The sequence below is a fragment of the Streptomyces sp. NBC_01335 genome (assembly GCF_035953295.1).
In the GTDB taxonomy this organism is placed as follows: Bacteria; Actinomycetota; Actinomycetes; order Streptomycetales; family Streptomycetaceae; genus Streptomyces.
The window spans coordinates 5484248-5502249 of record NZ_CP108370.1 but is presented as its reverse complement, the minus strand read 5'-3'; the positions used below and the strand labels follow the sequence as shown (position 1 = coordinate 5502249).

General features: G+C 69.9%; 16 protein-coding genes. 2 read left to right on the top strand and 14 right to left on the bottom strand.

Features of this window, described 5'->3' with window-relative positions; genetic code table 11:
- Positions 1 to 111: 111 nt before the first annotated feature.
- The 3 genes from OG599_RS23815 to OG599_RS23805 all read right to left on the bottom strand — a co-directional run bounded on the left by OG599_RS23815 (position 112) and on the right by OG599_RS23805 (position 4476).
- The gene (locus OG599_RS23815) at positions 112 to 2697 is read right to left on the bottom strand and encodes an ATP-binding protein (protein WP_327178007.1); all 2586 of its coding nucleotides are present in this window, start codon (positions 2695 to 2697) and stop codon (positions 112 to 114) included.
- Between the two features lie 332 nt (positions 2698 to 3029).
- Complete coding sequence (locus OG599_RS23810; RefSeq protein WP_327178006.1) at positions 3030 to 3353, bottom strand: STAS domain-containing protein; 324 nt, start codon at positions 3351 to 3353, stop codon at positions 3030 to 3032.
- Positions 3354 to 3627: 274 nt separating this feature from the next.
- Positions 3628 to 4476, bottom strand: coding sequence for a 3-hydroxyacyl-CoA dehydrogenase family protein (locus tag OG599_RS23805; RefSeq protein ID WP_327178005.1), 849 nt, complete (start codon positions 4474 to 4476; stop codon positions 3628 to 3630).
- 253 nt (positions 4477 to 4729) lie between these two features.
- Here OG599_RS23805 and OG599_RS23800 point away from each other — a divergent pair, with 253 nt between their 5' ends.
- Positions 4730 to 5302 (top strand): cob(I)yrinic acid a,c-diamide adenosyltransferase, encoded by a 573-nt coding sequence (locus OG599_RS23800; protein ID WP_327178004.1) that lies wholly within the window; start codon positions 4730 to 4732, stop codon positions 5300 to 5302.
- Positions 5303 to 5710: 408 nt separating this feature from the next.
- A complete protein-coding gene (locus OG599_RS23795; RefSeq protein ID WP_327178003.1) occupies positions 5711 to 7597 on the top strand; it encodes a glycoside hydrolase family 18 chitinase in 1887 nt (628 codons plus the stop codon).
- 324 nt (positions 7598 to 7921) lie between these two features.
- Here OG599_RS23795 and OG599_RS23790 read toward each other — a convergent pair whose 3' ends face one another.
- The 11 genes from OG599_RS23790 to OG599_RS23740 all read right to left on the bottom strand — a co-directional run bounded on the left by OG599_RS23790 (position 7922) and on the right by OG599_RS23740 (position 17937).
- Positions 7922 to 8368, bottom strand: a complete 447-nt coding sequence (locus tag OG599_RS23790) for a DUF2550 domain-containing protein (RefSeq protein WP_327178002.1) — start codon at positions 8366 to 8368, stop codon at positions 7922 to 7924.
- A gap of 165 nt (positions 8369 to 8533) precedes the next feature.
- On the bottom strand, positions 8534 to 8908 hold the full coding sequence (locus OG599_RS23785; RefSeq protein ID WP_327178001.1) for a F0F1 ATP synthase subunit epsilon: 375 nt from the start codon (positions 8906 to 8908) through the stop codon (positions 8534 to 8536).
- A 110-nt stretch (positions 8909 to 9018) separates the two neighbouring features.
- Positions 9019 to 10461, bottom strand: coding sequence for a F0F1 ATP synthase subunit beta (atpD, locus tag OG599_RS23780; RefSeq protein WP_327178000.1), 1443 nt, complete (start codon positions 10459 to 10461; stop codon positions 9019 to 9021).
- Positions 10461 to 11378, bottom strand: coding sequence for a F0F1 ATP synthase subunit gamma (locus OG599_RS23775; protein WP_327177999.1), 918 nt, complete (start codon positions 11376 to 11378; stop codon positions 10461 to 10463). The genes atpD and OG599_RS23775 overlap by 1 nt, the downstream gene beginning before the upstream one ends.
- A 3-nt stretch (positions 11379 to 11381) precedes the next feature.
- On the bottom strand, positions 11382 to 12953 hold the full coding sequence (gene atpA, locus OG599_RS23770) for a F0F1 ATP synthase subunit alpha (RefSeq protein ID WP_327177998.1): 1572 nt from the start codon (positions 12951 to 12953) through the stop codon (positions 11382 to 11384).
- A 139-nt stretch (positions 12954 to 13092) separates the two neighbouring features.
- Entirely contained in the window at positions 13093 to 13908 is an 816-nt protein-coding gene (locus OG599_RS23765; protein ID WP_327177997.1) for a F0F1 ATP synthase subunit delta, read from the bottom strand.
- Positions 13905 to 14450, bottom strand: coding sequence for a F0F1 ATP synthase subunit B (locus OG599_RS23760; RefSeq protein WP_327177996.1), 546 nt, complete (start codon positions 14448 to 14450; stop codon positions 13905 to 13907). Before OG599_RS23760 ends, OG599_RS23765 begins: the two co-directional genes overlap by 4 nt.
- Positions 14451 to 14493: 43 nt before the next feature.
- The gene (locus tag OG599_RS23755) at positions 14494 to 14733 is read right to left on the bottom strand and encodes an ATP synthase subunit C (RefSeq protein ID WP_005311859.1); all 240 of its coding nucleotides are present in this window, start codon (positions 14731 to 14733) and stop codon (positions 14494 to 14496) included.
- Positions 14734 to 14805: 72 nt separating this feature from the next.
- Entirely contained in the window at positions 14806 to 15627 is an 822-nt protein-coding gene (atpB, locus tag OG599_RS23750) for a F0F1 ATP synthase subunit A (RefSeq protein WP_327177995.1), read from the bottom strand.
- Positions 15628 to 15853: 226 nt separating this feature from the next.
- Complete coding sequence (locus OG599_RS23745) at positions 15854 to 16291, bottom strand: hypothetical protein (protein ID WP_327177994.1); 438 nt, start codon at positions 16289 to 16291, stop codon at positions 15854 to 15856.
- Between the two features lie 263 nt (positions 16292 to 16554).
- Entirely contained in the window at positions 16555 to 17937 is a 1383-nt protein-coding gene (locus tag OG599_RS23740; protein WP_327177993.1) for an MraY family glycosyltransferase, read from the bottom strand.
- Positions 17938 to 18002 lie beyond the last annotated feature (65 nt).

Here is an 18002-nt window from a genome sequence, read left to right as displayed (position 1 = left end):
GTTCGGACCGCCCGGGAAATGTTCAGCGCGGCACCGCCGGGGACGGTTCGGGTTCCCGGCTGCCGGAACGGGGCGCGCCCCGACAGCCGGTAGGACCGTGCGACGTGAGGCTCAGGCACCGGCCGGTGTGGCCGTCCCGGTGCCGGGGCTCCCCCAGGGGCTCGCCTCGGCGGTGCCGGACGCGGTGGCCGTGGCGTCGCCGCCGTCACCGGTCCCGGTCCCGTCTCCGCCGTCGTCGCCCCCGGGAGTCGTGTCGCCGGTCGGCGTGTTGGAGGGCGACGTGGAGGGTGACGCACTGCCGTCGCCGGTGGCCGTGGGGGCGGGGCTGGTGCTCGTGGAACCCGTGGGCGAGGTCGAGGCGGACCCGCCGGCCGGCGGGGTCGGCACCGAGCTGTCGGAGTCGCCGGTGGTGGGCGAGGTCGCGTCCGGGGACGGGCTCGCGGCCGTACCGCTGCTGCCGGGGGTGGGTGTGCCGGTGCTGTCCGGGGTGGGCGAACCGGACGGGCCGGGCGGGGTGGAGGTGCCGGTGCTCGGTGCGGAGCCGCCCGTGCCCTCGTCCTGGGCCGGGGTGTCCTCGTCCGGGGCCGTGCTCTCCTGGTCGCCGTCCTCGGCGGAGTGCCCCGGGGTGACGCTCCGGTTGCCCGTGTCCTCGCTGCCCGCGGTGGCGCCGAGCGTCACGACGGTACCGAGCACCGCGACCAGCAGGGTGCCCGCGCCCACGGCCACCAGGTTGCGCCGGGCCCCCGCGACGACGTTCCGGCCCAGGGCCTTCACCCCGGTCGGGCGTCCGCCCTTGCCCGGGGCCGGCGCCGCGTGCGTCACCACCGTCGGCGGCTCCTCCACCACCAGCGTCTGCCGCGGCAGGGCGGGCAGCGGGGGCAGGGCCGGCAGGATCTCCGTCACCGCGTTGTCGCGCCGGGCGCCCGCGGCGGTGTCCCCGCCCGTCCCGGGGAGGAGCGCGGCGGGTACGGCCCCGGACGGCAGGGCGCCGGACCGGTCCGTGACGAGGGCGAGCGCGCGGCGGCCGGCGACGGTGCCGGACCGGTCGGCGAGCGCGCCGCGCAGCCCGATCGACGCCTCCAGCTCGGCCCGCGCCCGGTCCAGGTGCCCTGCGCAGAGCGCGAGGACGCCCAGTTCGTGGTGGAAGTAGGCCTCTTCGGCGACCTCGCCGGCCAGCCGGGACGCCTCCTGGCCGACCCGCAGCACCTTCTCCCAGGCACCCCACTGGAGGGCGGCGGCGAAGGCGGGCCCGGCGCTCCGGGCGAGCCGCACGACGGTCGGGGCCGCCTCCGGGCCGCCGCCGGGGAGCAGGGCGGCCATCGCCGCGAGCACGGCGTCGGCCTCGGCGACCGCGCGGGCCGGGGTGACCGAGGGGTGCTTGGTCCACCAGGCGTAGTGGTCGGCGGCGGTACGGGCGCGGCTCTCGGCGTCCTCGGCGTAACCGCCCAGCTCCAGCTGGGTCAGCACTCCGGCGGCCAGCCGGTAGCGGGAGCCGGCCGGGGAGAGGAGCCCGCAGCCGGCGAGCTCGCCGAGCGCGGCATCGGCGTGGGTGTGCCCGATCAGCGCCGGAAGGTGCGCCTGGTGCGGCACTTCGCCGCCGAGCGCCACGGCGAACCGCAGGGCTTCGCGGGCGGCCTCGCTGAGGCGGGAGGCGAGCAGCGGGGCGGGCGCGGCGGCCTCGCCGATGCTGGGCAGCGGCACGTCGTCGAGGGCCGGGACGAAGGGGACGGGCAGGGTCCCGGCGGGGCGCTCCTCGAACGCGCCGTACTCGTCGAAGTCCTCCGGGATCTCCCGGATCTGGTCGCGCTGGCGCAGCAGGGCGCCCGCCTGGACGAACCGGAGCGGCAGTCCCTCGGACTCGAACCAGAGGTCGCCCGACCAGTTCGCCTCCTCGTCGGTGAGCGGCCGTCCGGCCACCCGGCCGAGCAGGTCGGTCGCGGCGGCGCGGCTCAGTCCGGCGAGCGCGACCTCGTCGAGTTCGGCGTCGGTGGCGACGTCGGGGGTCGTACCGAAGAGGAAGGCGCACTCGGGTGTGGCGTCGAGGAGTTCGTCCAGGGCTGCGCCGTCGATCTCCAGGTCGTCCACGACGACGACCGCGCCGATCCCGGAGAGGGCGGTCAACAGTTCGTCGCGTCCCGGCCGGTGCAGCGGGGCGTCGTACACGGCCTCGTAGAGCGCCTGGAGCAGGTCGGGGGCGGTGCGCCGGTGGCCGGAGAGCCGGACGACGCCGTCGGGCGCGAGTTCCGCGCAGTCGGCGGCGACGGCGTCCAGCAGGGCCGTGCGGCCGGAGCCGGACGGGCCGCTGAGGCGGGCCGAGCGGCCCCGGGTGAGGAGCCGTACGAGCCGTCCGCGCTCCTCCTGACGCTCCAGCAGCGGCAGCTGCGGGGCGGGCGGGCCCGGCGGTACGGGGGGTTCCGCGGCCCGCTCGCGGGCGGCGCGGTCCTCGGCGGTGCGCCTCACCGGTGTGGCCGGCCGCACGCCGGGCGGGCAGGGTTCGGCCTCGCTGCCGTCCACGGGGTTGACCGTGATCAGGAGGTCGCCGGATATGAGCTGGACGACGCGGGCCTTGGCCCCCGTCTGGGGGACGAGTTCGGTCGGCAGGACGTCACGGGACGGCCGGCGCCGGGCGGGTGCCTCGCCGTTCCCGTCGGTGTCGCGACCGCCGTACTGCTCCGGGTCCCGTGGTGTCGGATGCATCGTCCAAGTCCCCCAGACGCGTCGCGCTGCTGCCCGTCCGGCGCGCACGTACCGCTGTTGCTCGTGGTGTCCGCCCGTGGGTTCGGTCGACCGGCGGACGGCCGAACCCTAATCCTTCGTCCGCTCCGCCGCGTCGGCGGGGGTGGACGCCGCCCGGGACGTCACGGTCTCATGTGTATTGCCCGGTTCGACGGCCGGTCATGCCGGACCGCCGACGGTTCGGCGGGCGAGGTGGACACGGCCCGGACGGCCCCGCCCCGGCGCCACCCCGTCGGCCCCCGGCGGACACCCGATGGTCCCCCCGGCGGCACCCGACGGCCCTCGACGGCCCGTCAGACGCGCGGCAGCGATTCCGCGACGATCCCGCCCTCGATGGCCAGGATGCGGTGCAGCCGGGTCGCCACCAGCAGGCGCTGCATCTGCGGGGGGACGCCGCGCAGCACGAGGCGGCGTCCGGCACGGCCCGCCCTGCGGTGCGCTCCCATGATGACGCCGAGTCCGGTGGCGTCCCAGGAGTCCAGCTCGGTCAGGTCGAGCACGAGGTCGCCGACGCCGTCGTCGACGGCGGCGTGCAGAACCGTACGGGCGTCCGCCGCGCTTCGGACGTCGAGGCGGCCCCCGACGACCAGCTCGGCGTGGTCGCCCCTGATGTGCATATGCGCTCCCCGGTATCGCTTCGTACAAGAGTCCGTGTGGCCGCCCCGCTTCTGCCACAACTGACTGTGGCTGGAGCGGGGAGGTTGCCGCCTGTGAGCGAACCGATACCGAATTCACCCTGTGGGGTGATGTCGGCCCGCTGGTCCCGCACCGTTTCCGGTGCGACTTCCCCCGGGGCCGGACAGGTCCGCCCCCGCGTGTCCCGGGCGCCCCGGGGCCCGGGCGACGGCGCGGCGCGCGGCGCGAGGACCCCCGGGGGGACCGGGGTGGTGCTCAGTAGGTGTAGAAGCCCTGCCCGCTCTTGCGGCCGATGTCACCCGCGTCGACCATCCGGCGCATCAGCTCCGGGGCGGCGAACTTCTCGTCCTGCGACTCCGTGTAGATGTTGGACGTCGCGTGCAGGAGGATGTCGACGCCGGTCAGGTCGGCGGTCGCGAGGGGGCCCATGGCGTGGCCGAAGCCGAGCTTGCAGGCGGTGTCGATGTCCTCTGCGGTGGCGACGCCCGACTCGTAGAGCTTCGCGGCCTCGACCACGAGCGCGGAGATGAGGCGGGTGGTGACGAATCCCGCCACGTCCCGGTTGACGACGATGCAGGTCTTGCCGACCGACTCGGCGAACTGCCGTGCCGTGGCCAGGGTTTCGTCGCTCGTCTTGTAGCCCCGGACGAGTTCGCAGAGCTGCATCATCGGCACCGGCGAGAAGAAGTGCACCCCGACCACCCGCTCCGGGCGCTCCGTCACGGCCGCGATCTTGGTGATCGGGATGGCGGAGGTGTTGGAGGCGAGGACGGTGTCCTCCCGCACGACCTTGTCGAGGGTGCGGAAGATCTCGTGCTTGACCTCCAGCTTCTCGAACACGGCCTCGACCACGACGTCGACGTCGGTGACGGCGTCGAGGTCGGTGGTCGTGGTGATGCGGGCGAGCGCGGCCTCGGCGTCGTCCGCCGTCAGCCTGCCCTTGGCGACGAACCTCTCGTACGACGCCTTCACCGAGTCGAGCCCACGGCTCAGGGCCTGATCGGTGACGTCCCTCAGCACGACGTCCCAGCCGGCCTGGGCGGAGACCTGTGCGATACCGGACCCCATGAGTCCGGCCCCGATGACGGCGAGCTTCCCGGCCACGTCACACCCCTTTGGTCTTGTCACCCGTGCGGCAGTTTCTGACGCACTCTCTCCGACTGTCCTTCATGTGCTCCTCGGCGGAGATTAGTACCCGTGAGGGGCGGTGTGACCGCTTAGAGATGCGCGTCACGTCTCACATGACGGACATCACACCGGCCGGCGTCAGCCGGTGGCGCTCCGGGGGCAGTTGCCGTGACCACGGCCACGTGGGGAAGGCGCGGAAGCGCCCCCGTGCTCCGCATAGCCTGGTCGCATGGTCAATCTGACGCGCATCTACACCCGTACCGGCGACACGGGCACGACCGCCCTCGGCGACATGAGCCGTACCGCCAAGACCGATCTGCGGATCTCGGCGTACGCGGACGCCAACGAGGCCAACGCGGTCATCGGGACGGCGGTGGCGCTCGGGCAGCTCTCCGAGGACGTGGTGAAGGTCCTCGTCCGGGTGCAGAACGACCTCTTCGACGTGGGCGCCGACCTGTCGACGCCGGTGGTGGAGAACCCGAAGTACCCGCCGCTGCGGGTGGAACAGGCTTACGTCGACAAGCTGGAGGCGGACTGCGACCACTTCCTGGAGGACCTGGAGAAGCTGAGGAGCTTCATCCTTCCGGGTGGTACGCCGGGGGCGGCGCTGCTCCACCAGGCGTGCACGGTGGTCCGGCGCGCGGAGCGCTCCACGTGGGCGGCGCTGGAGGTGCACGGCGAGGCGATGAACCCACTGACGGCCACCTACCTCAATCGCCTCTCCGACCTGCTGTTCATCCTGGCGAGGACGGCGAACAAGGAGGTCGGGGACGTGCTCTGGGTGCCGGGCGGGGACCGCTGAGGTTCCCTCCCGCAGAGTCGGCGACGGCCGGCGGACGCCGCGTGAGGTGCGGCATCCGGCCCCGCGGGCCCGGCCTGTCACGAAGTCGGTCGGGCCCGGAGATCGCGGGGCCGCTTCGGGCTGCCCGGACGGCGGCGAACGCGCACGTCAACAGGGTGCCGACCACGGCCCGGCCTGCCGAATCGGTCTCAGAAGATGCTGTGCACACGGGAGTTGGCCCGGTGATCAGGCCCCATACCGCCCAGCCCTTCCCCTGGTCCAGACCTCTTGACGATTGGTCCAGACCTTCCTAGTCTCACCGCAACACACTGCGATGAGCGCGCACATGACAACGCGTACTCAGGGCGGCGCAGGGTCTGCAGTCCACGAACCACCCCCCGTTTGTCGGACCTCACCCGAGGAGCACCGTTGAGCACCGCAACCCCCGAACGCCGGACCAGATTCGGCTGGGCGCTCAGAAGAAGCGCCAGGACCAAGGCGATAGCGGGCTTCTCCGCGCTGTTGCTGCCGATCGCCGCGATGGTCGGCCTCGCCACTCCCGCTGCGGCGGCCACCTCGGCCACCGCCACGTACGTCAAGAAGTCCGACTGGGGCACCGGCTTCGAGGGCCAGTGGACGGTGAAGAACACCGGCACCACCGCGCTCTCCTCGTGGACCATCGAGTGGGACTTCCCCTCCGGCACCTCGGTCACCTCGGCCTGGGACGCGACCGTCACCAGCTCCGGCACCCACTGGACCGCCAAGAACCTCGGCTGGAACGGCTCCCTCGCCGCCGGCGCGAGCATCAGCTTCGGCTTCAACGGCGCGGGAACCGGCTCCCCCAGCAGCTGCAAGCTGAACGGCGCCTCCTGTGACGGCGGCACCACCGTGCCCGGCAACAGCGCCCCGTCCGCCCCCGGCACCCCCACCGCGAGCGCCATCACCAACACCTCGGCGAAGCTCACCTGGACCGCCGCGACCGACGACGCGGGCATCAAGAACTACGACGTGCTGCGCGACGGGGCGAAGGTCGCCACCGTCACCACCACGACGTACACCGACAGCGCCCTGACCGCCGGCACGAGCTACTCGTACACCGTGCAGGCGCGGGACACCTCCGACGTGACGGGCCCGGTCTCCGGCGCGGTGAGCGTCAAGACCACCGGCGGCGGCACGACCGATCCCGGCACCCCCGGCACCGGCAGCAAGATCAACCTCGGCTACTTCACCGAGTGGGGCGTCTACGGCCGCAACTACCACGTGAAGAACCTGGTCACCTCGGGCTCCGCCGAGCAGATCACGCACATCAACTACGCCTTCGGCAACGTCACCAACGGCCAGTGCGCCATCGGTGACTCCTACGCCGACTACGACAAGGCGTACACCGCCGACCAGGCCGTCGACGGGGTCGCCGACACCTGGGACCAGCCGCTGCGCGGCAACTTCAACCAGCTCCGCAAGCTGAAGGCCAAGTACCCGAACATCAAGATCCTCTGGTCCTTCGGCGGCTGGACCTGGTCCGGCGGCTTCGCCCAGGCCGCGCAGAACCCGGCCGCGTTCGCCCAGTCCTGCTACAACCTGGTCGAGGACCCGCGTTGGGCCGATGTCTTCGACGGCATCGACATCGACTGGGAGTACCCGAACGCCTGCGGTCTGACCTGTGACACCAGCGGCCCGGCGGCCCTGAAGAACCTCACCTCGGCGCTCCGCAGCAAGTTCGGCTCCTCCGCCCTGGTCACCGCCGCCATCACGGCGGACGGCTCCGCCGGCGGCAAGATCGACGCGGCCGACTACGCGGGCGCCTCGGCGAACCTCAACTGGTACAACGTCATGACGTACGACTTCTTCGGCGCCTGGGCGACCACCGGCCCGACGGCCCCGCACTCGCCGCTGACCTCGTACACCGGCATCCCGCAGGCCGGCTTCACCAGCGCCGACGCCATCGCCAAGCTCAAGGCCCAGGGCGTCCCGGCGGCCAAGCTGCTCCTCGGCATCGGCTTCTACGGACGCGGCTGGACCGGCGTCACCCAGGACGCGCCCGGCGGCACCGCCACCGGCGCGGCGGCCGGCACCTACGAGGCGGGCATCGAGGACTACAAGGTCCTGAAGACCAGTTGCCCGGCCACCGGCACCATCGCCGGTACGGCCTACGCCCACTGCGGCACCAACTGGTGGAGCTACGACACCCCGGCCACCATCGCCTCGAAGATGGCGTGGGCGAAGAACCAGGGCCTGGGCGGCGCGTTCTTCTGGGAGTTCAGCGGTGACACCAGCAACGGTGAGCTCGTGAAGGCGATGGGCACCAACCTCAAGTAGCCCTCCCCCAGGGCTTCTGCCCTGAAGAGCACCACCCCCGAAAGCGCCGGGGAGACAGGTCCGCCCCCTGTCTCCCCGGTCTTTCGTCGTTCCCGGAGGGCGCGGTACGCGGGTCATGACGCGGGGCGTTACGCCAGTGTCTTACGGGTCGCCGCAGCCCGTACGCGTACGAGCGCGGACGGCGGGCGCCACAGGACCCCGGAAGAGCGCCCCGCGACGACGCCCGGACAACGGAGAAGGCCGGGGAGTGATCACCCGGCCCTGCCCGGGACAACCGGTCCCGGAGAAACGTTCACCGCGGGACGGCTCCCGCGGGCGTGCCCACTACGCCACGTTCACCCGCTGGCCGGGCGGCGCCGCCTCCAGCCACGCGAGGAAACCCGTCAGCGCGTCCTCGCTCATCGCCAGCTCCAGGCGGGTCCCCCGCAGGAGACAGCCGAGCACGACGGAGTCGGAGAGCAGCGCCAACTCCTCCTCGCCCTCGGGGAGCCGGCGGTCGACCACCTCGATGGCACTGCGCTCCAGGCCGCGGCGCGGACGCGGGGAGTAGGAGAACACCCGGAACCAGTCGACCCGGTCGCCGCTGTAGCGGGCGACTCCGTAGACCCAGCCCTTGCCGGTGGGGTCCGGTTCCGTGGACACGTCCCAGCGCAGACTGCAGTCGAAGGTCCCGCCCGAGCGCTGGATGAGCCGCCGGCGCAGTCCGAAGACGAAGAGTCCCACCAGGATCAGGACGAGGACGACTCCGCCCACCCACAACGCGAGGACCATCTCCACCGACCTCCTCGCATCGTCGAGTAACCAGAAATCGAACCGCACCCGCATCGCCTCAGCCGCGACACGGTCTGGATAATTCCAGCTCGGGCCGCGGCTGAGTAAAAACTTCTCCCCGAAAGGCGCTAACGCCCCTCTCGGGCAACACTGCCGGTCACAGCACTAGTGCGCCGACACCGCACGCAGTCGTACGTCCGCGCGTCGCTCGGCGGCGGCGTCCGTGTCCGACTTCGCCCGCTCCAGCGCGCGCTCGGCACGCTGGACGTCGATCTCGTCGGCAAGCTCGGCGATCTCGGCCAGCAGCGACAGCTTGTCGTCCGCGAACGAGATGAATCCACCGTGCACGGCGGCGACGACGGTGCCGCCGTCGCTCGTACGGACGGTCACCGGGCCCGATTCCAGCACACCCAGAAGCGGCTGGTGACCGGGCATGACGCCGATGTCGCCGGACGTGGTGCGCGCGACGACCAGGGTGGCCTCGCCGGACCAGACACTGCGGTCCGCGGCGACCAGCTCGACATGCAGCTCAGCAGCCAAGGGTGGCTCCTCGGGTCACCACCCGGCGGTAGTTGCCGGGTGTCGGGTCAATTCTACGGGGCGTGGTGAGGGGGGTGGGACACACCCACCCCCCTCGGTGAGCCGGAGGCTCAGGAGACGCCGAGCTCCTTGGCGTTGGCCTTGAGGTCCTCAATGCCACCGCACATGAAGAACGCCTGCTCGGGGAAGTGGTCGTACTCCCCGTCACAGATGGAGTTGAACGCCGCGATCGACTCGTCGAGCGGAACGTCCGAACCGTCCAGGCCGGTGAACTGCTTGGCGGCGTGGGTGTTCTGCGACAGGAAGCGCTCGACGCGACGGGCACGGTGGACGACGAGCTTGTCCTCTTCGCCCAGCTCGTCGATACCGAGGATCGCGATGATGTCCTGGAGGTCCTTGTACTTCTGCAGGATCCCCTTGACGCGGCTGGCCGTGTCGTAGTGGTCCTGCGCGATGTAGCGCGGGTCCAGGATGCGGGACGTGGAGTCCAGCGGGTCCACGGCCGGGTAGATGCCCTTCTCGGAGATCGGACGGGAGAGAACCGTCGTCGCGTCGAGGTGGGCGAACGTGGTGGCCGGGGCCGGGTCGGTCAGGTCGTCCGCGGGGACGTAGATCGCCTGCATCGAGGTGATCGAGTGACCACGCGTCGAGGTGATGCGCTCCTGGAGCACACCCATCTCGTCGGCCAGGGTCGGCTGGTAACCCACTGCGGACGGCATGCGGCCGAGCAGCGTGGAGACCTCGGAACCGGCCTGCGTGAAGCGGAAGATGTTGTCGATGAAGAGCAGCACGTCCTGCTTCTGCACATCGCGGAAGTACTCCGCCATGGTCAGGGCGGACAGTGCGACCCGCAGACGGGTGCCCGGCGGCTCGTCCATCTGGCCGAAGACCAGCGCGGTCTTGTCCAGGACGCCCGAGTCGGTCATCTCGTCGATGAGGTCGTTGCCCTCACGGGTGCGCTCGCCGACACCGGCGAACACCGACACACCGTCGTGCAGCTTCGCCACACGCATGATCATTTCCTGGATGAGGACCGTCTTGCCGACGCCCGCACCACCGAACAGACCGATCTTGCCGCCCTTGACGTACGGGGTCAGCAGGTCGACGACCTTCAGGCCGGTCTCGAACATCTCGGTCTTCGACTCGAGCTGGTCGAAGGCCGGGGCCTTGCGGTGGATCGGCCAGCGCTCGGTGATCTGAGCCTCGGCCTCCGGCTGGTTCAGGATCTGGCCAAGGGTGTTGAAGACCTTGCCCTTGGTGATGTCACCGACGGGGACGGTGATGCCCGCGCCCGTGTCGGTCACCGGAGCCTGGCGGACCAGACCGTCGGTCGGCTGCATCGAGATCGCGCGGACCACGCCGTCGCCCAGGTGCTGGGCGACCTCGAGGGTCAGCGTCTTACGGGCGCCGGCCTCGGCCGGGTCGTCGACCTGGACGTGCAGCGCGTTGTAGATGTCCGGCATCGCGTCGACGGGGAACTCCACGTCGACGACCGGGCCGATCACCCGGGCGACGCGGCCCGTGGCAACGGCCGTCTCAACTGTGGTCGTCATTACTTGTCACTCCCCGCGGTCGCGTCGGCCAGCGCGCTGGCTCCACCGACGATCTCGCTGATTTCCTGGGTGATTTCGGCCTGGCGGGCCGCGTTGGCAAGCCGGGAGAGGCTCTTGATGAGATCCCCGGCGTTGTCGGTGGCCGACTTCATCGCGCGGCGGCGGGCAGCGTGCTCGGAAGCAGCGGCCTGCAGCAGCGCGTTGTAGATGCGGCTCTCGACGTAGCGCGGCAGAAGGGCGTCGAGGACGTCCTCAGCCGACGGCTCGAAGTCGAACAGGGGAAGGATCTCCCCCTTCGTACCGTTCTCTTCCACGACCTTGTCGAGGGAGAGCGGCAGCATCCGGTCCTCGATGGCGTTCTGCGTCATCATCGACACGAATTCCGTGAAGACGATGTGCAGTTCGTCGACGCCACCCTCGGCCGAGTCCTTGGAGATGGCCTCGATGAGGGGGGCGGCGACCGCCTTGGCGTCCGCGTACGACGGGTTGTCGGTGAAGCCCGTCCAGGACTCCGCGACGGTCCGCTCACGGAAGCCGTAGTAGGCGACACCCTTGCGGCCGACGATGTACGTGTCGACCTCCTTGCCCTCCGCGCCAAGACGCTCCCGGAGGCGCTCCGCCGCCTTGATGGCGTTGGAGGAGTAGCCGCCGGCCAGACCGCGGTCGCTCGTGAGGAGCAGGACCGCGGCCCGGGTCGGAGCCTCGACCTCGGTGGTGAGCGGGTGCTTGGTGGTGGAGCCGGTCGCCACCGCGGTCACCGCGCGGGTGAGCTCGGTGGCGTACGGCAGCGACGCCGCCACCTTGCGCTGCGCCTTGACGATGCGCGAGGCGGCGATCATCTCCATCGCCTTGGTGATCTTCTTGGTCGCGGTGACGGCTTGGATGCGGCGCTTGTAAACGCGAAGCTGAGCGCCCATCGATCAGCCCTCGCCCAGAAGCTTGCCGTCCGAGGTCTCGAACTGCTGCTTGAACGCGGCAATGGCGTCAGCGATCGACTGCAGCGTGTCGTCCGACATCTTGCCGCCCTCGACGATGCTGGTCAGGAGGTCCTTGCGCTCGCGGCGCAGGTAGTCCAGCAGCTCGCTCTCGAAGCGACGGATGTCCTCGACCGGGACGTCGTCCATCTTGCCGGTGGTGCCGGCCCAGACGGAGACGACCTGCTCCTCGACGGGGTACGGGGCGTACTGCGGCTGCTTCAGCAGCTCGACCATGCGCTTACCGCGCTCCAGCGACGCCTTGGAGGCCGCGTCCAGGTCGGAACCGAAGGCGGCGAACGCCTCCAGCTCGCGGTACTGGGCGAGGTCCACGCGCAGTCGGCCGGAGACCTGCTTCATGGCCTTGTGCTGGGCGGAGCCACCGACTCGGGAGACCGAGATACCGACGTTGAGCGCCGGACGCTGACCCGCGTTGAACAGGTCGGACTCCAGGAAGCACTGGCCGTCGGTGATGGAGATGACGTTGGTCGGGATGAACGCCGACACGTCGTTCGCCTTGGTCTCGACGATCGGCAGACCGGTCATCGAACCGGAACCCATCTCGTCGGAGAGCTTGGCGCAGCGCTCCAGCAGACGCGAGTGCAGGTAGAAGACGTCGCCCGGGTAGGCCTCGCGGCCCGGCGGACGGCGCAGCAGAAGCGACACGGCGCGGTAGGCGTCGGCCTGCTTCGAAAGGTCGTCGAAGATGATCAGGACGTGCTTGCCCTGGTACATCCAGTGCTGGCCGATGGCCGAACCGGTGTACGGCGCCAGGTACTTGAAGCCGGCCGGGTCGGACGCCGGGGCGGCGACGATGGTCGTGTACTCCAGCGCGCCGGCCTCTTCGAGGGCACCGCGCACCGAGGCGATGGTGGAGCCCTTCTGACCGATGGCGACGTAGATGCAGCGCACCTGCTTGTTCACGTCGCCCGAGCGCCAGTTGTCGCGCTGGTTGATGATCGTGTCGACGGCCAGAGCGGTCTTACCCGTCTGACGGTCGCCGATGATCAGCTGACGCTGGCCGCGGCCGATCGGCACCATCGCGTCGACGGCCTTGTAGCCGGTCTGCATGGGCTCGTGGACCGACTTGCGGACCATGACGCCCGGGGCCTGCAGCTCGAGGGCGCGTCGGCCGTCGGTCGCGATCTCGCCGAGACCGTCGATCGGGTTGCCGAGCGGGTCGACGACGCGGCCGAGGTAGCCCTCGCCGACGCCGACGGAGAGCACCTCACCGGTGCGCTGCACCGGCTGGCCCTCCTCGATTCCGCTGAACTCGCCGAGGACGATCGCACCGATCTCGCGCTCCTCGAGGTTGAGGGCGAGACCGAGGGTGCCGTCCTCGAACTTCAGCAGCTCGTTCGCCATGGCGGAGGGCAGGCCCTCCACCTTCGCGATGCCGTCGCCGGCAACGCTGACCGTACCGACCTCCTCGCGCGAGGCCGCGTCCGGCTGGTACGACTGGACAAAGTTCTCCAGTGCGTCCCGGATCTCCTCCGGCCGGATCGTGAGCTCCGCCATCTGGGTTCCCTGCTCTCCTTGTTGGGCCCGAAGTTTCTTAAGGGGGTCTGGGGGCCGACCCCCAGGAATCTTCTGCAGTTTCTGCACGGCCCAACCGGGCCGCAGGTGTTGCTCGTTCAGTTTGTGGCGAAGGCTGGCGTCAGCCGGCCATGCGACGGGTCGCCTCGTCGAGGCGGTCCGCGATGGTGCCGTTGATGACCTCGTCACCGACGCGCACCGAAACTCCGCCGAGGACCTCGGGGTCCACGTCCAGGTTCAGGTGCATCTGCCGGCCGTAGATCTTCGCCAGCGCCGCGCCGAGGCGCTGCTTCTGCACGTCGGTCAGCGGCACCGCGGAGGTGACCACGGCGACGGTGCGTTCCCGACGGGCCGCGGCGAGCTTGGACAGGGAGTCGAGTCCCGCCTCCAGGCTACGTCCACGGGGGTGCGTGACCAGGCGCGTGACGAGGCGCTCGGTCGCCGGGCGGCTCTTCCCGCCGAGCAGGCTGCGCAGCAGCGTGCTCTTCGCGGCGGAGGTGGCCGTACGGCTGGTGAGCGCGGAGCGCAGCGCCGTGTCGGAGGAGACGATCCGGCCGAACCGGAACACCTCGTCCTCGACGTCGTCGAGCGCACCCGCACGCTGGGCCGCGGTGAGGTCGGCGGTGGCCGCCAGCTCCTCGGTCGCGTCCACCAGGTCGCGCGAGGAGGACCAGCGCGAGCGGACCATGCCCGAGACCAGGTCGACGGCTTCGCCGCTCACCTGACCGCGGAGCAGCCGGCCCGCGAGCTCGGCCTTGCCCTCGCCGCTCTGCGCCGGGTCGGTGAGGACCCGACGCAGCGAGACCTCACGGTCGAGCAGCGCGGTGACGGATGCCAGCTCCTCGGCGAGCTTCTCGGCGTCGACCGACGTGTTGTCGGTCAGCGCGTCGAGTCGCTCACGCGCGGCAGCCAGTGCCTCGCGGCTCGCGTGGTTCATCGGACGGCCTCGGCCTTCGCCTCGAGCTCGTCGAGGAACCGGTCGACGGTGCCGCTCTGCCGGGCGTGGTCCTCGAGGGACTCGCCGACGAGCTTGCCGGCCAGGTCGGTGGCGAGCTTGCCCACGTCCTGACGCAGCGCGGCGGCCGCGGACTTGCGGTCGGCCTCGATCTGGGCGTGACCGGCAGCGATGATCTCCTCACGCTGCCGCTGGCCTTCCGCCTTCATCTCCTGGATGATGACGGCGCCCTGCTCCTGCGCCTCCTGGCGCAGTCGAGCGGCCTCGTGACGCGCCTCGGCGAGCTGAGCCTTGTACTGCTCAAGAACGCTCTGCGCCTCGGTCTGGGCCGCATCGGCCTTTTCGATACCGCCTTCGATGGCCTCGCGGCGCTCGTCCAGAACCTTGTTGATGTTCGGGAGGAGCTTCTTGGCGAGGAGACCGAAGACGATGAGGAAGGCGATGAGGCCGATGACGAGCTCGGGAATCGGCGGGATGAGGGGGTTTTCCGCCTCTTCGGCCGCGAGCTGAACCAGGGGGTTCACATCAGTGCCTTTCGTCTCGGTTGCTGGTCGTCAGGCCTGAAGATCAGGAACCGTAGACGAACGGCATGACCAGACCGATGAGGGCGAGCGCCTCACAGAAGGCGAAGCCGAGGATCTGGTTGGCGCGGATGAGGCCGGCGGCCTCGGGCTGGCGGGCGAGGGCCTGGGTGCCGTTACCGAAGATGATGCCGACGCCGACGCCGGGACCGATCGCGGCGAGGCCGTAACCGATGGAGCCGAGAGCCTTCAGGTCGCCAGTGACAGCGGCGAGGGTCTGGGACATGCCAGTCTTCCTTCTCTTTCAAGGACCGATGGGGGTTGGCCATCGGACGAATAAGGGTCGGGTGCGTGGGGCTCAGTGGTGCTTGGCGAGCGCGCCCTGGATGAAGGTGCAGGTCAGGAGTACGAAGACGTACGCCTGCAGCGCCTGGACAAAGAGCTCGAACGCGGTCATCACGATGACCATCACGAACGAGACGCCGGCGTAGGCGATACCGATGCCGTTGAGCAGGTACCAGCTGGCGATCGTGAACAGCAGCAGCAGCGTGTGGCCCGCGAACATGTTCGCGAACAGACGCACCGCGTGCGTGAACGGCCGGACGAGCAGGTTCGAGAAGAGCTCGATGAAGGCGGCGAGGTAAGCGACCGGGCCGAGCGACTTGTCGAAGCCGGTGATGTTCTTCCAGCCGCCGACGAACCCGTGCTTCTTGAACGTCAGGCTCACCCAGAGCACGTAGACGATCACGGCGAGGACGATCGGGTACGAGATGATCGACGTCACCGGGAACTGGGCGACCGGGATGATCGACCAGAGGTTCATCATCCACACGAAGAAGAACAGGGAGACGACGAGCGGGACGTACTTCTCGCCCTCGCGCTTGCCGATGGTCTCGTGCACGACACCGCGGCGGATGAAGTCGTAACCCATCTCGGCGACGGACTGCAGCTTGCCGGGGACGATCTTGGGCTTGGCGAACGCGGCCCAGAAGAAACCGACGATGATGACCGAGCCCAGCAGGGCCAGCAGCATCGGCTTGTTGAAGTACAGGTTGCTGTCCGCGTCGCCCCAGAGGGGCTCGAACAGGAACGAGTGCAGGCCGGGTGCCGGGAAACCACAACCGTCAAAGATGTGGCAATCGGTCTCGAAGGCGAGCACCTGTGTCGGGTCAGCACTCACCGCGGGCTCCTTCAGCGTGGCGCATAGGTACGGCAACCTCGTTGTGTCGGCGCGGCGTGCAGCCGCGGTTCGGCACTGGACTGGTGTTTCGGATGTGAGAGCGGCAGTCAGGCATGTGAGCCTCGCGATCGGGCAGGCGTCAGCTCACATGCCCGCGCCCGCAGTGCCGCAGTTGGAACCGGACGATAGCAGGGTCCGGATCGGGCATTTATTCCGCCCCTACCCTTCACGTCGGGGAGCCGGTCTTTTCGGGCTTTTCGGCCTTGCTGGACTCGGGTTCGACGTAGAGGATCTTGGCCTTCATGTACGCACGCGCCTGGGCACCGATCCATACGAGGGTGAGCACGACCAGCGAGATCGCGAACGCCTTCGGGTTGAACGCGGTCGTGTCCTTGAACAGGGCTACGAAGATCACCATCAGCAGGAGCTGAGCGGTGTACAGCATCAGCCCCATCATCTGGAACAGATGCGGGAGCGACCGGGCGGTCCGCTGCAGGACGACGAGTCCGAGCCCCATGAAGAAGAGCGAGACCACCGCCCCGACGAGCGCGCCGAGGGCTCCCTTGCCGCCCGCCACGCCCGCACTCACGGCTACGGCGATCACGCCGGCGGCAGCGGTGGGCAGGGCGGTGTGGAGGAGGATCCGGGCGTCGTTGGTCGGCATGGCGGCAGCTCCGCTTGCTTGGGGTGGGCAAATGGTGTCGTCATGGACGAGCGTAGGCCCGGTCCGAGTCGATGCCTGAGGCCAATGGACCGACGTACTCGGGTCCTTCGGCTCTGTCACCGGGTCTCGTGAACGGTATCACAAACTATTTGATGAGGTCTTTACCTCAAACGTGTGCCAACTGTCACACGTGAGGACTAGTTGCCTGCGTGGCGCGCGACAACCTGACGACTTGTCTGGTAACGGCTACCGCGTCCGAAAGGTCAACGCGAGGAATCGGCTTTGCGTCGATCGGAGAACCGCGAACGAGTGCCGATCGCGGTCGCTCCGTTGACGCCGGAGACGCCCACCGCGACCCGTACGCCCTCGGAGTCCTCGTCCGCGAGGTGCGAGCCGTGGACTTCCGGAGCGGCCGCTCCCTCGTCGGGCAACTCCTCGTGGGGCCCCTCGGGCAGGACGACCCGCCGCCGGCGCCGATAGCGGGGCGGCACCAGGGAGTTCGCCCAGCGCGGCGCGCGCGGCGTGAAGCGCGGCAGCAGGAGCAGCACCAGCCCGACGGCGCTGAGGAAGACGATCACCAGCACGATCCACATCGACGCCGAGTGCACCGAGTACCCGACGGCGCCGAAGGCGATCAGCGCCGACCAGAAGTACATGATCAGCACGGACCGGCTGTGCGAGTGGCCGATCTCCAGCAGCCGGTGGTGCAGGTGGCCGCGGTCGGCGGCGAACGGCGACTGGCCGTTCCAGGTGCGCCGCACGATCGCGAGCACGAGGTCGGCGGCGGGGATCGCGATGATCGTCAGCGGCAGCAGCAGCGGGATGAAGACCGGCAGCATCGCGTGGGTGGCCTGCCGCTCGCTCCCCTCGAAGAGCTTCATCGCGTCCGGGTCGACCTGGCCGGTCACCGAGATCGCGCCGGCGGCGAGCACCAGACCGATCAGCATCGAACCGGAGTCGCCCATGAAGATCCGGGCGGGGTGCATGTTGTGCGGCAGGAAGCCCAGGCACATGCCCATGAGGATCGCGGCGAAGAGCGTGGCGGGGGCGGCGGCCTCGATGCCGTAGCCGTACCAGAGGCGGTAGGTGTACAGGAAGAACGCGGCGGCGGCGATGCAGACCATGCCGGCGGCGAGGCCGTCGAGGCCGTCGACGAAGTTCACCGCGTTGATCGTGATGACGACCAGGGCGACCGTGAGCAGGGTGCCCTGCCAGGGGGTGAGCGCCACCGTCCCGACGCCGGGGATCGGCAGCCAGAGGATCGTCAGGCCCTGGATGACCATGACGGCCGCGGCGATCATCTGGCCGCCGAGCTTGATCAGGGCGTCGATCTCGAACTTGTCGTCCAGGACGCCGATCAGCCAGATCAGCGCCGCACCCGAGAGCAACGCCCTCGGTTCGTTGGAGAGTTCGAAGACCCCGCCGAGGTTGAACAGGTGCGAGGCGACGATCAGCCCCGCGCACAGTCCGCCGAACATGGCGATGCCACCGAGCCGCGGTGTCGGTTCCCGGTGGACGTCGCGCGCGCGGATCGCGGGCATGGCCCCGATCGCGATGGCGAACTTCCGCACCGGTCCGGTCAGCAGATAGGTCACTGCGGCCGCGACACACAGCGTCAGCAGGTAATCACGCACGGGCTGCCCCACAGATTTCGCCGGCCATCTCAGCCCCACACCCTAGCCCCACGAGCAAGGACATCAGGGAACGGGTG